Source organism: Mycobacterium sp. IDUB_19 (assembly GCF_055419445.1).
Map to the genome: position 1 here is coordinate 1 of NZ_JBVAXR010000058.1, position 14,618 is coordinate 14,618.

14 protein-coding genes and 1 tRNA gene are annotated in these 14,618 nt (G+C 59.4%); 6 read left to right on the forward strand and 9 right to left on the reverse strand.

Annotation, left to right across the window (positions count from 1 at the left end):
- Window position 1 precedes the first annotated feature (1 nt).
- The 3 genes from ACZY0B_RS25390 to ACZY0B_RS25400 all read left to right on the forward strand — a co-directional run bounded on the left by ACZY0B_RS25390 (window position 2) and on the right by ACZY0B_RS25400 (window position 3,027).
- A tRNA-Arg gene (locus ACZY0B_RS25390) sits at window positions 2–77 on the forward strand.
- A 594-nt stretch (window positions 78–671) separates the two neighbouring features.
- On the forward strand, window positions 672–1,688 hold the full coding sequence (locus tag ACZY0B_RS25395; RefSeq protein WP_463767002.1) for a UPF0158 family protein: 1,017 nt from the start codon (window positions 672–674) through the stop codon (window positions 1,686–1,688).
- Window positions 1,689–1,716: 28 nt separating this feature from the next.
- The gene (locus ACZY0B_RS25400; protein WP_463767003.1) at window positions 1,717–3,027 is read left to right on the forward strand and encodes a hypothetical protein; all 1,311 of its coding nucleotides are present in this window, start codon (window positions 1,717–1,719) and stop codon (window positions 3,025–3,027) included.
- Between the two features lie 25 nt (window positions 3,028–3,052).
- Here ACZY0B_RS25400 and ACZY0B_RS25405 read toward each other — a convergent pair whose 3' ends face one another.
- From ACZY0B_RS25405 to ACZY0B_RS25435, 7 genes are all read right to left on the reverse strand, one after another.
- Window positions 3,053–3,229, reverse strand: a complete 177-nt coding sequence (locus tag ACZY0B_RS25405; RefSeq protein WP_463767004.1) for a hypothetical protein — start codon at window positions 3,227–3,229, stop codon at window positions 3,053–3,055.
- 2 nt (window positions 3,230–3,231) lie between these two features.
- Entirely contained in the window at window positions 3,232–4,440 is a 1,209-nt protein-coding gene (locus ACZY0B_RS25410; RefSeq protein ID WP_463767005.1) for a phage major capsid protein, read from the reverse strand.
- 318 nt (window positions 4,441–4,758) lie between these two features.
- Window positions 4,759–5,283: a hypothetical protein gene (locus ACZY0B_RS25415; RefSeq protein ID WP_463767006.1), complete on the reverse strand. Its 525-nt coding sequence runs from the start codon at window positions 5,281–5,283 to the stop codon at window positions 4,759–4,761.
- A gap of 1,130 nt (window positions 5,284–6,413) precedes the next feature.
- The gene (locus ACZY0B_RS25420; RefSeq protein ID WP_463767007.1) at window positions 6,414–7,448 is read right to left on the reverse strand and encodes an AAA family ATPase; all 1,035 of its coding nucleotides are present in this window, start codon (window positions 7,446–7,448) and stop codon (window positions 6,414–6,416) included.
- Window positions 7,449–7,451: 3 nt separating this feature from the next.
- The gene (locus ACZY0B_RS25425; protein ID WP_463767008.1) at window positions 7,452–7,865 is read right to left on the reverse strand and encodes a hypothetical protein; all 414 of its coding nucleotides are present in this window, start codon (window positions 7,863–7,865) and stop codon (window positions 7,452–7,454) included.
- A 116-nt stretch (window positions 7,866–7,981) separates the two neighbouring features.
- Window positions 7,982–8,170: a helix-turn-helix domain-containing protein gene (locus ACZY0B_RS25430; RefSeq protein ID WP_463767009.1), complete on the reverse strand. Its 189-nt coding sequence runs from the start codon at window positions 8,168–8,170 to the stop codon at window positions 7,982–7,984.
- Window positions 8,171–8,472: 302 nt separating this feature from the next.
- Window positions 8,473–9,660: a tyrosine-type recombinase/integrase gene (locus ACZY0B_RS25435; RefSeq protein ID WP_463767010.1), complete on the reverse strand. Its 1,188-nt coding sequence runs from the start codon at window positions 9,658–9,660 to the stop codon at window positions 8,473–8,475.
- 358 nt (window positions 9,661–10,018) lie between these two features.
- Here ACZY0B_RS25435 and ACZY0B_RS25440 point away from each other — a divergent pair, with 358 nt between their 5' ends.
- Window positions 10,019–10,339 carry a hypothetical protein gene (locus ACZY0B_RS25440; RefSeq protein WP_463767011.1) on the forward strand — a complete coding sequence of 107 codons (321 nt, stop codon included), beginning with the start codon at window positions 10,019–10,021 and terminating at the stop codon, window positions 10,337–10,339.
- A 455-nt stretch (window positions 10,340–10,794) separates the two neighbouring features.
- On the opposite strand, the gene ACZY0B_RS25445 is transcribed toward ACZY0B_RS25440, so the two are convergent.
- Window positions 10,795–11,961 (reverse strand): hypothetical protein, encoded by a 1,167-nt coding sequence (locus ACZY0B_RS25445; RefSeq protein ID WP_463767012.1) that lies wholly within the window; start codon window positions 11,959–11,961, stop codon window positions 10,795–10,797.
- 749 nt (window positions 11,962–12,710) lie between these two features.
- On the opposite strand from ACZY0B_RS25445, the gene ACZY0B_RS25450 reads away from it, so the two are divergent.
- Both ACZY0B_RS25450 and ACZY0B_RS25455 read left to right on the forward strand, forming a co-directional pair.
- The gene (locus tag ACZY0B_RS25450) at window positions 12,711–13,166 is read left to right on the forward strand and encodes a TNT domain-containing protein (protein ID WP_463767013.1); all 456 of its coding nucleotides are present in this window, start codon (window positions 12,711–12,713) and stop codon (window positions 13,164–13,166) included.
- 381 nt (window positions 13,167–13,547) lie between these two features.
- Window positions 13,548–14,057, forward strand: a complete 510-nt coding sequence (locus tag ACZY0B_RS25455; protein ID WP_463767014.1) for a hypothetical protein — start codon at window positions 13,548–13,550, stop codon at window positions 14,055–14,057.
- 19 nt (window positions 14,058–14,076) lie between these two features.
- On the opposite strand, the gene ACZY0B_RS25460 is transcribed toward ACZY0B_RS25455, so the two are convergent.
- A complete protein-coding gene (locus ACZY0B_RS25460; RefSeq protein WP_463767015.1) occupies window positions 14,077–14,580 on the reverse strand; it encodes a nitroreductase family deazaflavin-dependent oxidoreductase in 504 nt (167 codons plus the stop codon).
- Window positions 14,581–14,618 lie beyond the last annotated feature (38 nt).

Below are 14,618 nucleotides of genomic sequence, written 5' to 3' on the forward strand. Positions count from 1 at the left end.
CGCCCCCGTAGCTCAGGGGATAGAGCGTCTGCCTCCGGAGCAGAAGGCCGCAGGTTCGAATCCTGCCGGGGGCACCATCCTGACCAGTGCAAACATCGATTTTTGACCCTCACGTGCATTCTCCGTGCATCTTTGCTACCCGATTACAGCGGAATACCCTCGGCGGGCTTGGTTGCTGCGACCCCGGAGTTGTCAGCCGATGGGAAGGCAGCCGCCCGACTCGACAAGGTGGTGGGCCGAGAATGCCCCGTAGACCACGAGGCGAGTGATGGTCCAGCAAACGCTGGAGGACGGCCTAGGATGGACAAAAATTGACGTAATCTGCAACAAAAGGCCAGGTTCAAGCACGGCGCGCGCGGTCGGCAAAGGGTCCAACTAGCTTGACAAGTTGCGTGGTTTTGCCAATACTGGTCAGTGAAGTCTACTGAAATCCTGGTTGCTTGGGAGACACACGAGAGGCAAGCAATTTTGGACATGGGTGACCTGCTAGGGCTATGAACGCAAGATCACTAATGCGCAGTCGGTGATTAGGACGCGGGCTGGCCCCCCCAAGGGGAAGAAGTGGCAGGACATCAGCTGTCGCCGGTTTACTTCCAAAGTCAATGAGGTCGGGGCCAAATTGGGCCCCGACCTCATCAAACTGCGGAGTAGATACGAAGGCGGCCCACCCTATGAGCGTTTCCAGCACACCCCCCGATCAACAACAAGACCTGCAAGAGCAGGCTGTGCAGGCACTCGTCCAAGCCATCGAATCCCTCGCATCGGCTGAACAAGAGCCGACCGCAAGCCTAGTTCGGGTCCGCTTAGCGCACGTCACCCGTGGGGGGTTCGATCTTGAGCGCATCGGATTCATCCGCTTCCGCGACTTCATTGAGCACGCCGAGCGCGCTGGGCGCATAACTATCGATCGCGAGAGACCCGGTGACTTTGCCCTTGGTCTTCCACCATCTGGACGTGACCGCACGTCTTCCAAGCGCTCGATGCGACGGGAACTTTGGAACGCCTTTGTGAAGTGGGGAAGCGACGACGATCGTTACTACGATCGCAAAGAAGACGTCGTGAGGAACATCCCGCCGCGCCCCGTACCGCTAGAACCTGCCGAGCTCGCATCCCTCCGCGAGCGAGTTCAGCAACATTCTGACGACTACGTCAAAATAGACCCCATTTCGCGCGAGACCCAGATCGGCTGGATGAAGACATTTGCGGAGGAGTCTCCCGACGGCGCCGTTAAGCAAGAGTTAATCGATGCCCTCGCTTCGGTCAATCCGGCCGGCGAATTCGTGACAGTTTTGAAGCGTGACCCTTCCACGGAACTGCGACGCTGGTACGACTACCTGGCTGACCGTGTTGAGCAAGTGGTGAAGGCCTGGATGGCCGAGAACGATCTCGAATTTGAGCTGCGGGCTCAAGCTGATGGTCGCCCCGCTCTCAACAGCGCACTCGCTGCGGGTGCGGACGCAGAAGCCGAACGCACGGGATCCGCGGCGAGCAGACTTCACACATGGGTGTCGCCATGGAGAGCCGCCCTCCTTCGAAAGTACGCATCCGGATCTGATACGGCTGATGCGAGACTACACATCGAATCGACAGAGCAACTTCGCAGCATCATTCACTCGGCGATCGATCGGATGCCCGCCGAGCAGCTACGTCAATTAGCGATTCCTCTCGGATATTTGATCAACTTCTGAAATCTGAGTCATGCATACATTCCGGGACTTGTTCTCTTTACAAGAGCACGTCCTCGGCCCTGGCGAGATGTTGACGATTCCGAGAGTTACGGAAATCATTTTGCCCAGGAAGAGAAACGTCCGCCTGCCGAAATCAGTCGACGCATACGGCAACCTCGCTTCGGCTCAGCCGCAAGGATTTCCCGAAGCCCCGAACGACTTGCTCCCCGCCGCACGCATGCGCCTTTTCGCGCAACCTCACCTGGTTTTTGAAGGACGGCGCCCGACCGTCGATCAGATCATCAGCCTTGGCGCAGATCCGGCGAGAGCTCCAACCCTGGGCCCGCGACGACTTGTCCTCGCGACGAGGATTAACGTCAACGGGCAAGCGCTCTACGGGGAAGCTGAGGCGATCTATCTCGAGAACGGCGCTGGTTTCAGCAGCGCCCGACTCTTAACCTTCCGCGATCGGTGGACCGATGACCGATCAGAGCTTGCTTCATGGATTGCCATAGATGTCGAGGACTTTGTTTCCTCGGTAGAAATTCGCGCCGAGCCAGGCTCCCCGCCATGGAGACAGGTCGCGCTTCTCTTGGGCGGCGGGGTAAGCGATGACCTCCCCCCTGCTTGGCAGCGGGTGTTCAAGTTAGTGGCCGGTTTATATTGTTTTGCACTCGACATCCGGACGAACCCCGATGCACACCGCCGGCGCGTTTTGGGCGAGATCCGCCACCACCCACCTGACGCTTTGCTCGTGTGGAGCCGGTGGATACCGCATCCATATGTCTATATCGACCAATACAAGGCTGCACGCAGCCACGGCCTGGCTGACTTAATTGGCGACCCCGACCGAAGATCGCCGCTCGATTTCCACGACGACGTTTTTGAGTTGGCTATGCATCTTGACACTATTGCCGAGGTGTTACGAGGTGCAAAAGATGAAATCCCAATCAAATCTTGGGAACAAGCCAACGATAAAATACTTGCGTTGCAGTCTGAATCTTTCACGCTGACACCAAGAGCTCGCGCAAGCCTACCTACTAATTTATACCCCGATCCGAATCGCATGTTCATTCACCTCGAAAGACTTGCAAGACTGGCCGCACTCTACGCAGCAAAAGCCGCATCGATCGGTGAACGCATCGACGTAGTAGCAATAGAATACGAACTCGAAATTGCGCTCCACGACGACTCTTTGGGCGGACCCACCATAACCCACGATGGTAGAACGCTCGAAACAACACCGCACGTGAAAGTTGACGACAACAAGAAGCCAGACAAATGCGGACGAATCTACTTCGCGATTGATAATGTTGGATTACAGTTCATTGTCGATCATGTCGGCCTTCATGACTATTAGGTCCCCAAGGGACGGGGCGGACTCATCAGCGGGTGCGACCGCTCGGCGCTGGCCTTTGCTGCGCGGGCTTGGCTTCCACCACCTCCGACACCCAAGCTGACCGAATCCACTTCTCCGCAACAGCGTCGGGCACGTCGGCGACCGCGCCGGGTCGGTACACGGTGCCGCCGTGGCTGACCTGAAACGGTGCAACAGCTTTCACTCTCATGATGTCGGTAACCCCGAAATAGACAGCACAGCAGCCGGCCTCTCTATGGCCAGTTCCAACCTTTCCTCGGCAACCCAACGCTGCAGGTTACGGGTGAAATCATCGTCATTTGTGCCGGTGCGCAGCGACACCGCTTCCCGCACAACGACGAATCCGAACTTGCGGGTATCCAGAAGCAGCCCATCGCCCGCGGTGATCTGAGTGGTGGGTAAAACCTCCACACCCCACAGCGAATTTGCTTCGTCGCTGGTCGGGTCCGGGGTGACCAGGTAGCGACCGTAACTGTCCTTGGTTCTGCGCATCGCACTCCACGTATTCGGGTGGAGGACAAGCAGATCCGCCTCAGCCAGCGCTGGACCACTGCGCAGCGCCGCGATGGACTGCTCGACATCATCCAAGGTGTTGGTGGTGCCGCCAGCGACGGTGTGAGTCAAAATGCCTGACGTGCCGAGGAATCCGTGCAGATGACCTGCGGTACCTGCCCCTGCGATCAGCTCCGCGTTTTCCTTGTTGACCACCTGGCGCATGATCTCGGAAAGTGCGTACTGTGTGAAGTTGCCCCAGTCGTTGATCGACTCCCAACTCAGCGCAGTGTGGGCTGCGATTTTCTGCGGAGTCGCTACCTCTGGCTCGGTCACGAACACCAGCTCCGGTTTGACGGCACCCTCAGCAACGATAGCCGGTGCCCCCGTGGTGCTTTGGTGCACGAGGTACTCCAAGCTGGGTGCCTCGATCACTTCTACCGGCAGCCGATCCAACAGCCGGTGCTCGTATTGAGGCCCGACGATGGTGGGCTGCAACTGCGCGGGGAGAAATGAGTCAACGCTGTTGAATGCCTTGGTTTTCAACGCATACGACTGGCGGTGACTCACCGCCTCATGCATGGCCCGCAACTCGTTCTCATCGAATCCAAGTGGGACTGCCTGCGCGCCTTTGGTCCTCATGCCCGGCGCTGTCGGTGTGAACATGCCGGATGGGTTGCCGTTCTCGTTGCGACCACTGCCCGCTCCCGCCCCGCCGCGTAAAGCCGGGGGAATGTTGCTGGCACTGAAAGCCTTAAAGGCTTCGTGCAGCTCGTTGTCCTCGCGTTCGAGACGAGCTATTTTGGCGGTCAGTTCGGCCACCGTGATTTCGCCGTTTTCGCATTGCCTGACAGCCTTCTGGGCTTCCTCTTTAATCGCGATGGATTTCGCCCTGAGATTCATGTCCTGCTCCTTATGGAAAGTATTGCAGCGCACTATGTTTGCGCTCGCGCGAATGAATGACTAACTCCGCGAATCACTGTCGCGGGCAAGTATGCAGGTCAGCGCCTCTGGTCAGCCTCGCGGTAAGGGTGCCTATCGGTCGGGACCGTTTCTGGTCTTCCAGTGCCGCGATTGCTTTGGTCAGCCGCCTATGCGGGTGCCTAATCGGGTGCCGTGCAAACCATTACCGCCGATCCTAGCCCACAATCAGGCGAGCCAACGAACCTTACGCAGTGGTGGGCGTTTCACGGCTCTCCGTTGAACTCAGCCCCAGGAAGCCTACCGAGAATCGATGCCCTGAGCCGCCATCCAAATAAAGTGCCCGAGGTCTGGATCAGCCTCGACCATGGCCCTCACTTCTGGCGAGTCAATCGGCAGCTCGAAATCGCGCTCGGGTGCTGGCGGGCCGTCAGGGTTAGGCCCATCGCGTAGTGACTCAACCAGATTCGGTGTCACGCTGTCGGGCACCGAAACATCGGCGGGCGTTGGGCCAAGTACGTCAGCCATCTCGGCTCGCTTACGGTGATACAGCTCGATCATGTCAGGGTGCAGGTCTATATCGAGGTTGCCACGCTGGGCCTCGATAATCTGAAAGACGGCAAACCCCAGTGCTTCCCACCCTTGCCCCTCTGGCGCGTGCGTGGCCATCTTGACAGCCAGATCGCGGAGCACCTGCACTTCATGCCCGCCAACGAATCCGCGTTCGGGGTCGAGTCTCACATTGCCCAGTGCGATGCCGAACAAAAGATGCTCGCGCGTGCTGAAGTCCGATCCGTTGCGTTCGCGGTAATCACCGGTCGTCATTTGATGGCATCTCCTCGATGTTCATCCTCGATACCACCAGAGGGTATATCAATGACTGGGCGTTTTCCATGATTTCCGTAAGAAAGTGCCACGCAAATATGTTGTGAAACAACAGATTACAGCAAACCTACCGCGAGTCGTTGCCACGCCAAATCTGTTTGCATGAGCGTTGCCGAAAACCTGCTTTGCGAATATTTCGACTGCCACAGGGCGGCCTCGTGGATTGTATCTGTGGTTTCAACCCCCCGCCCCCACAGGTCAGAGGCTTATTTAGCTATTCTTGCCTGCTTAGTTCACGCTTGCAGACATTGTCGCAGGTCAGAGGTCTTGCAGGTGGTCCCGATGTAGAGTTTGCTGGGATCGCTGCGCTGCGACTGTTCGGCAATGCCAGCAAACGTTCGATGAAGCTATAGTGGTGAATAGTGGTGTGCTGCAACCAATTTTGCGGACGGACCATCCAGGGCGCGACCATCCGCACGCGGACCATCCTGCACGCGACCATCCACGGGCGGACCATCCAGCACGTGACCATCCGACTGAGGAAGTAATTCCTCAGTCGGATCTGTGCCGCGCAAGGCGCTTTCGGGCACCGGCTATCCAGACCGGGGGTAAACGAGCGGCTCCGTTGATCTGAGGGGCATCTCTAGGCATATTTTCGGGGCCTTCCAGGGTGGCTGGTCCTGCCGGTTCTGTCGTACCGCCAAATGCTTGACTCGATGAATTGACCGGCTACCACGCCTTCGGGGCGAAGGTGTTTGTGCAGGCTGGCCAACCATTGGCGACAGGCGCTTAGTGCCGGGCATTGCCGCGTGCAGATGGCTTTGGCTCTGGCGTGTAGGTAGTCGCGATCTGGGTTCTTGGGTGGCTGTGCATCGAAGATTTCGCTTCGGCCTTTGCAGGCTGCACCGTCGAGTTTGGGTACGTGGGCGATCAGTAACGCGATGTCTGCGCCATAGGGCATTTGATTGCCTTCCGCGTCGGTGTGACCGTGACTGCAAGCGGGGTCTGTGACGCGACTATGACTGTGTCTATATATAGACACACAGTCATGCAGTCACGCCCAGTCTGACCTGCATGACGTTGATTCATGCAGTCATGCCTACAGTCACGCTTCAGACACGCAGTCATGCTCATGGGCTTTGGTCCTCGTCTTCGTCGCCCCGGTATGGTTTGAGTAGCGTGTGAGGTGTCTTCTCGGACAGGTAGCCTTCGATCCGCAGCAAGCTGAAGGCGTGCCTGGCGGTCTTGGTGTCACCGCGAACGATGGCCAGCACTTGGCTCTGCGACATCGGCTTGTCGTAGTGCTCATAGACCTTGGAGATTTTCGCCATAATCACCGTTGGGCGGAATGACTTGCTGCGTGTCACGGCTGGCGTGATTGCGAATTCCGCATAGTTGTCATCGTGGGAATCCACCACCAGCTCAGCGAAATCGGTGAGACCATCACTGCGTCGCAGGCCATGCTTGCGGAGCTGTCCCGGCCTGTCCTTCGCCAGCAGAATCGAGGAACGCCCTTTGACACCGATGCCGAAAGGGTCGCGGGACTCCAAAATGTACGCAGCTCCGTCTAATCCGTTCAGTTTGTGCACTCCACCGATGGCGTATCTGCCCCGTATGTCCGGATCTTTCACCACATGGTCAAGGCACACGGTGGCAGGTCCGTCGCGGGCGACCTTGCGTGGCAGTATCTCCCCAAACAGCGCAATGTCTCTGTTGTCGTTGGGATTTAGGCCGTGGGTGGTCATGGCCTCGGTGATTCCGTCGATCACAGCCAGCGTCGGGTGATACGCCGAAATAGGTTCGAACAGGTCAGCAAGGTTGATTTCTGTGTTCACTGATTGCGTCGGGCGTATGTAGTGGAAGTGCTCACCAATTGTTGCGGGGGCCAGGCCGAAGGTGAGCAGCCTTCCCACGATGCCTTCTTCTGTGTCCTCGAAATCGATGTAGAGCACGTGGTTTCCGGCTTTGATCTCATCGAAGGCGGCGGCAATCAGAAACCACGTCTTTCCTGCCTCGGATGCGCTGGCCACGGTATGGACCTTGCCCGCGTAGAACAATCCTACAGAGTCAGTGCGTTGCCCAACAACAGGTTTCGGTGGGGCATAGTCGCCGGCCAAAATCGGTCCGAGGTTAACGGGCTGCCAGCTGCGGTCTACCTCGTTCATGCGTCAGCCCGCCTGCTTGGGATTGGCTATGCCTTTAGTCCAGCCTGATTCGATGCTGGCGCGGCATTGACCCGGCCCCTCGGCCCATAGGCCGTTGTCGTGTGCTGCGCGTTCGAGCTCACTCCTGCACCGGGCCTCGTCCAGTCCGGCGTGGGCTAGTTCTCCCAATCGGCGGGCAGCCCAATACAACCGACCGTTTCGCATGCCGGGTGGCGTGGTACGTAGGTCTTCGATGACTCCTCGGAAGACAGCCGCCAGCCATCTGCTTGGGTCTTCTGATTTGCGTTGCGGCGGTGGAGCCTTCGATGCAACGCGTTTTACCGGAGTGAGGAACGCTTTGTGCTGCAGCTCTAGCTTTAGCTGTTGCCGTTTCAGGCGTTCAATGTTGTCTATGAAGTCATCGGTGTTATCATTCATCTCGGTTCTCTTTGATCTGCCGTCGAATTGGCCGCAACGATTGCCCCGGTTTCCTCCATAGCTGGGGCTTTCGTCTATCTAGGACTGCTTCTGCTGTGTGCCAACATGTTTGACGGTCACGGTTTTCCGCTCGGTACGACCTCGTGCATCACGTTGGCCAGGTCATCGCGGTCGATGCGGAGAAGCTTGCCGCTTCGGCCGATCATGCAGGCGCGAAGCTCTCCGCTCGTAATCAGCCGTCGCACACTGCGTTTGGAGATGCCCAGCTCATCGGCAGCGGCATCGAGGGTGATCTTTTGTCCCATCGGAGTTTTCCCGTTCAGTGGTCGTCCATTGCTGCACTTACGCGACCTACTGGGAAGAACTCCCCTGGCCCGAAATCGGCCATCGCAGCGGACCATACACCTTGCGGCCACCCGGCGACAAGTGTCACCCGACGGGCACCAGCAACGGTCAGGTGAGGAAATTTCCTCAGTCATTTTCTTAGACCGCACGCGTATATAAACAAGCTTGGCAAGAAATAGTTTTTTGCATCCCCCAGGACAAACGACGTTGCCCCACAGGCACTCTGACCCGTGGGGCACTAGTTCGTGGCTGTGCGTTGCGCTCAGGCCGTTATTTGGACCGTCTCCGCGTCAGCCTCAGCGGCAGCCTTGGCCAGTTCTTTGGCCTGCGTGTCGGTGGCCAACGCCGACAATGCCTCGGCCACTTCCGCGTCACGGCCTGACACGATCTGCTGATAGATCAGGCTGGCTTTCACGGTCGAGTGCCCCAGGCGCGCCATCGTCTCGACTAGGTTGCCGACACGGGCGGTCTGAGTACCGGCGAAGTGCCGTAGGTCGTGCACCCGAACGCCCTCGCGGCCAATGGCTTTCAGCGCGTCGGTGAAATAGTCAAGAAACACGCGGTCATTCAGGTGGCACCCACCCTTGGATGCCGGAAACAGTTGCGCCTCAGTATCTTTCTTGACGTGATACTCAAGGTGATGTTTCAGGTCATCACGGATGTGCGGCGGCACCACAACCGTTCGCCCCTTGCCACTCTTGGGTGTATCAATGTTGCACGTCCTCTGCCGGTGGGTGACGGCACGGCTCACGGTGATGGTCGAACAGTCCGCCGCGAAGTCCTTACGGCGCAACTCACTGACCTCTCCGTAACGCAGACCGCACCACGCTGAGATGAGCACGAGCGCTTTCAGACGTTCCGGCTGTATCGCGTTGGCCAGCTTGGCGATGTCGTCCACGTCGAGAATCACCGCCGCACGCTTGGTGGGCACGTTCATTGCGCGGGCAATCTGGCATGGCTGAGTGGTCAGCAGGCCATCGGTGACGGCAGTGGCGCAGATGGCGTGCAGCAGTCCGTAGGCGTGGGCGTTGCGCGTGGCGTGTGTGCTTCCCAGGCCTGCGTGCCAGCGCCGCACTGTCTGAGCGTTCAACGCTGACAGCGGCACACTGCCCAGCTTGGGTTTGATGCGCTGGTTGTACGTGGCCTCGTACCCGATCTTGGTGCGCGGCTTCAGCGGACGAGTGGCCAGCCAGTCGGTGGCGTACTCCCCCAGCGTCTTGGACTTGGCACGCTGGGCTTCTGCGCGGAGCTTGGGTGCTACCCATTCGTCGCGTTCGATCCGTCTGCGCTCGTCGGCTAGCCAATGTTCTGCGTCCATGCGGGTGCTGTAGGTGATGGGCGCGTTGTGCCGCGCCAGGTCCGGTCCGATGTAGCTTGCCTGCCACTTGCCCGAAGACAGCTTGCGGAGTGAGCCCCAGGCGCGCTGTCGCATTCCTTTTTTGCCAGCCATCTACCTGCCCTTTCGCGCTGCCGTGCATTCTCCGTGCATTCTCGATGCCGAGTCTGGCACTTGCTGGCACTTGCTGGCAATAGCTGCGATCCTGTGTCACCGCTGGTCAGACGCCTCACTGCAGGTCATCGGCACTTTGCTAGAGTAGCATATCGGCATTTTCGAATCCTGCCGGGGGCACCAAGGTTCTTGCAGGTCAGAAGATGTTTTTGGCCCCGGTCGCACGCCCGTGGCCATCTAGCGGTTATCTCGATTCTCGAGGGTCAGCTGAAACCCTGTTTGGTGAGCGAGTCAATCAAGTGCGGCAGCCCATGGTGCCCGACTCACTGAAGATTTGCGGCCGGGCAGGCTTGCCGATATGTCGCTCATCTCACCTCTGCTCACCTCTGTGCTCAGGCCCGGCCTCGTCGCGGCGACCGTGACCGTAGTGGCTAGCTCAAAACGTCCAACTGCGTTGGGAATTGAGGACGAAGCCGTGCCGTTGGGCAGTGTCGTCGCCGTGGTTTTGGCTGAATCCTTCAATCAATATGCACGCGACGAGAGCATTTTGAACACCGCAGGTGATCTGATCGCCGCCCATCAGGGTCCCACCGGCACCCAGTATCCCCTTCTCGCCCGATGCCAGGGGCTTCCCATTGAGCTTGTCGGAGTCCGGGGGCGCGCCCTGGTCGAAAGCTGACCTGTGGTCCCCCGCATAGACCTGGTTTGCTGGATGATCGAGTCCAGGAATCGCTCCGAAACAGAACGCCGCTGTATCTCCCAGGCTGCTCCACATCGCGCACTGCAATCCCGTCGGGCTGGTAAAGGTTGCCAAGACGTAGGAGCGGGTTACTTCGTGACTGTGCGACACGTCGGTGAACCCAGTTAAGTCCGGAAATCCGGGCGGCGGCGGAGACAGAGGCCCCGGCTCAGATGTAGCTACCGCAACCACTGCGGGTGCTCGCCCCACAGCGGGACTCATCAAAACCCGCCCGCCGACCACGGCGACGGCAGTCACGATCGTTGCGGCGGCCAAAACGGTCATGCCCCGCCTCCAGAGCGCCCTGCTCATCCCACGACGCACCTCTCTCAACGGCCACCGGTCCCGGGGCGTAATTCTGCTGAATGTTCTTAATTCGTTTGGCGCAGTGGCACTTATCCCGAGGGCTTCCCGGTGAGGCACCCGTATGCGATCAGTAGCAGGTTAGCTACCTTCTTGTCTGGGTCTTTTTTCCATTTGTCAACAATCTGGGCGACCATTGGGGCGTAGCCCTGCTGCTTATTGTTTGGGTCTGTTGGGTCGTAACCCCAGTACCGCAACGTGATTCCGCCGACCTGCTGTGCAGCCAAGTTCTGCATGACAAAGATGACTTTGGGATCGTTCTGGAAGTCTCCGGTACCGATGGGGCCGGTGTTAATGATCACGTTGGGCTTGATATTTTTAGCCAACGTGAAGCCGGCGACGAACGTGTTGAACAGGTCGTCGAGCGTCTTTATGTCGGATTGCTGCGCCCACGACTTGTCGACCTTTTCCACCGCAACGGCCAGCACGTTCAAACGCTGGTTAGGTTTTTGGGGCGTGGTGTTGCTGACTTCCTTGATCTGGTCCAGCGTCATCGTCAACCACCCGTCCTTGTAAAGCCCGCCACCGAGCTTGATCGAGCGCTGGACATTCGTCAGCACTAGCGGTTCTGGATTGCTCCCCAAGACGCCCGGGTGGCCTTGGGACCGGGTGTGATAGGCGAGGGCGGACGCGTCCGCGAGTTGGGGCATGGTCAGGGCCATGGTCTCTTCTTGCACCATCCCATTACCAAAGACACCGCCGCCGAGATCATGATTGGCGAAATCGACCCAGACCTCGTCGTTGAGGTAGTCATAGTGGCCCCTAGCCTCAGGCGTTACGGTAACGACGTTGTTCTTGAACGGACTAGCGAAATATCTCGGGTAAAAAGCTGGGTCGCCGGAGGTTTTTGAGAAGTCGAACCGATAGTCTCCTAGATTTTTCAGGCCGTACAGCGATGCATTGCTCGTGAAAGGCTGCGGCAATAAATCAGCCAAGGCAGTCTTAAGGATCCAGGCCTTCTTGGCGGGTCTTTGCTCCTTCGATGTGTCCGTCAGCGCGTCCTTCTCGAGGCGTGCGATCTCTCCCTGAAGGGCGGCCGGAAACGGGATGGCAAACGCTGTTGTGCTCTGGCCTGGGTCCGGGTCTGCCAGCGAGCGACTAGGCGGTCCGAAGCATGTCATCGCGGCAAACACCGCAACGGCCGATACAAAGGCCAAGGCTGGTAAAAGAAAACGTCGATGCAGTCTCGGCGACTCCATTGCTACTCCTTGCTCGTCGTGCGCTGATCCGTGTGCTGGCAGTGTCCGTACGTGGCCCGCCCGCAGGGCCGTGGACACCCGCTGCGATCACGAGCAGAACCCACAACATACGTGCCCCGCGTTGTCGCCGCTGGCTTTCCAAGGATTGCGCGGGTGCCCTTCGGGCGAATCGGCGAGCTAACATCGACGATTCGAGTTCCGCCCGAACACTATTCGAGACTATCGAGCGATCGGATCAGATACGTTCAACCAAGATCGGCGAGCTTGTCGAACGTCCGCGTAGACGTTTACGCCGAACTGTGTAGGCTGCACTCCTCGCACCTCCCGGTCGCCCCATGGTGCGCCCGGTTCTTTGCAGCGAAAACCTTGGCCGGCCTGTCCCACTTGCCGGTCGCTCCGTTCGTGCCGAACGTCGGACCCGCACGCCCCCCTTTGCCGTTGGGCGACTTGCTGATTGAGCAGTGAGAGAGCTTGGCGCGGAATAACGCGACGGCAGCGGTGGAATCCGCTAGGGTCCCTGTCAGTCTTATCAGCAAACCCCAAGGAGCCCTCGTATGCGGTGCCGATCTTTCACCATCGGTGTGCTGACAGCGCTGACGATGTCCCTGCTATTGCCGGTCAGCGCGAAGGCAGCTACTTGTCCGCACCAAGTCAGTCCGGCCCTCGCAACCGCGGATTCCACGCCCTACAAAGTCCCAGATGGGTATCCCGCGGGCGTGCTGGGACCCAACACATTGCCCAGTGGACCGGTGTCGAAACTGCTAGTGGCTTATAACCGATTAGGCAATCCGCCTACGGACGACAAGGCTTTTCTCACCCAGTTCTACAGGCTTAACCCAGACGGGTCGGGCGGCTGGATTTATCCGACGAACTGGGGGTTTGACGGACAAGACAAGCCGTGGACGCTAAACCCCGGGGACGTGGTCGACCGGTTCGGGAGCATTTACGGATCGTTCCTCGCCAACGAAAGGGATACTCCGTTCGCGGCTCGGGCATTGCCGCCGGCATCCCTCATTACCCAGCAAGGCGATTCACAGGCCAGTTACCACGTCTACTGCTTCTTGAAGCCGCTGGCGATACGGAGCGGGAAGATTGCAGGTGCTTTTGGGCAGCCTGGCGGCGGAATTCAGTACGTGCTCGGAAACGCCAGAGTCACCGATCTCATCACCAGCGGAACTCTGGTTGAGGTGGCGCCGTCCTCATAGTCAAAGCCCTTGTCGCGGTTGGGGTGTACCGCTGGGCATTACACGTGCCCAGCGCGCACCACTGGCCGACGCGCGTTCGCAGTTGCCGGTCTACCTGTCGTCCGGCGGCCGTTGTCGATCTTCGGCGTGCACAACTATGAGCCGCGGCACCTCGGTGCGGCCCTGGGATCTCTCCGCGAACTCGCGATCGGGTTCCCTGGGCGGACCTGGTCGCGGGACCCCAGCCGCTCTCGGCTGTCGCCCGCCTGCTCGCCGACTCCCTTGGGCCCTCGCCACGGTGTTCGGTAGCGCCCTAGTTCATCTCGCAGCGATACACCTGGCGAAGCCGTACTGTCTCACGGTAATACCGCACGGCGACTACACGCTTCAAGGAGGACGACGATGACATCGTCGGCGAATCAGCTGATGCGAGTGGGGGTTGTCGCAACGATCGTCGGTATCGCTTTCACCGCAGGCAGTTCCGGAACCGCCGCCGCCGACCCGGTTTACAACACCAGCCCCTTCGACATCGTGAACAACACCAACTATGACCTTGTGTTCTGGGACTACAGCACCACTGACAAGTACCCGCAGTCAGGTCCCAATCACAACGACCGCGCCAAGCCCGGGCAGAAGTTCACCTTCGCCCTTCGCCAGATGGAGGGCAGCCGGCAGGACAAGCGGTACAACGGGCGCACCACAATCAAAGCCAACTTCCACACCTTCAACGCCGCAGGCACCGATATCCCGGCCGGCATGGCCACCATGGACATTCAGTTCGACGCGGGCGGCAATGACGTGTGGTCCAGCTCAGTGAACTGTTGGGCGAGCGCGGACCGATCCTGTGGACCACGCCCGCCGCAACCGGGCGGGCAGTTGTTCGCGGGGAACGTCGTCACCTTCACCGGGTAGCTGTTGGCCCCTTCGCGTTCTAGGCCGACCGTACGAGGACCAGCGCCTCGATGTGGCGATCGCCGGCCGTTACTTCGTACTTCCGCCAGCCGGGATAGATTGCGACGCCCTTTGTCCAGATCTCGTCGCGCTCGCCGGGCGGGGCAACGCGGGCGACGGCGTCCCAGGTATCGCCCTCGATACAGACAGTCGCTTGTGGGTTGGCCTTCAGATTGTGGTACCAGGCCGGGTGCTTGGTGCCGCCAAAATTCGACGCGATGACGGCCACACCTTCGGGGTGCGGGATCGGGAACACCGCGACGGTACGAGGCTCCCCCGACTTAGCCCCAGTGGTGGTGAGCATGACGGCGGGAACGCCGGTCACGATCAGCGAGGCGCTACGTCGACCGCCGGTGAGCGCGCTGGCGAGTCGGTCGAGGTGATGTGCCGTCGGGCGGAAAAGCGCCACCCCCAGCCTGGTGGCGATGAAGGTGCGCATCGCCCTATGGAATGCGTTGGCATCGTTGAAGGATCGACTTGGCACCCTCACACCGGCTTAGCGCTGTCGACCTGATCCCGGCC

What these genes read in the sequence shown, in the direction of transcription:
- ACZY0B_RS25395 (WP_463767002.1), top strand. Translation starts at nt 672, where the DNA reads ATGAGCGTTTCCAGCACACCCCCCGATCAACAACAAGACCTGCAAGAG.
- ACZY0B_RS25430 (WP_463767009.1), bottom strand. Translation starts at nt 8,170, where the DNA reads ATGGGACAAAAGATCACCCTCGATGCCGCTGCCGATGAGCTGGGCATC.
- ACZY0B_RS25440 (WP_463767011.1), top strand. Translation starts at nt 10,019, where the DNA reads ATGTCGCTCATCTCACCTCTGCTCACCTCTGTGCTCAGGCCCGGCCTC.
- ACZY0B_RS25425 (WP_463767008.1), bottom strand. Translation starts at nt 7,865, where the DNA reads ATGAATGATAACACCGATGACTTCATAGACAACATTGAACGCCTGAAA.
- ACZY0B_RS25455 (WP_463767014.1), top strand. Translation starts at nt 13,548, where the DNA reads ATGACATCGTCGGCGAATCAGCTGATGCGAGTGGGGGTTGTCGCAACG.
- ACZY0B_RS25420 (WP_463767007.1), bottom strand. Translation starts at nt 7,448, where the DNA reads ATGAACGAGGTAGACCGCAGCTGGCAGCCCGTTAACCTCGGACCGATT.
- ACZY0B_RS25415 (WP_463767006.1), bottom strand. Translation starts at nt 5,283, where the DNA reads ATGACGACCGGTGATTACCGCGAACGCAACGGATCGGACTTCAGCACG.
- ACZY0B_RS25435 (WP_463767010.1), bottom strand. Translation starts at nt 9,660, where the DNA reads ATGGCTGGCAAAAAAGGAATGCGACAGCGCGCCTGGGGCTCACTCCGC.
- ACZY0B_RS25410 (WP_463767005.1), bottom strand. Translation starts at nt 4,440, where the DNA reads ATGAATCTCAGGGCGAAATCCATCGCGATTAAAGAGGAAGCCCAGAAG.
- ACZY0B_RS25445 (WP_463767012.1), bottom strand. Translation starts at nt 11,961, where the DNA reads ATGGAGTCGCCGAGACTGCATCGACGTTTTCTTTTACCAGCCTTGGCC.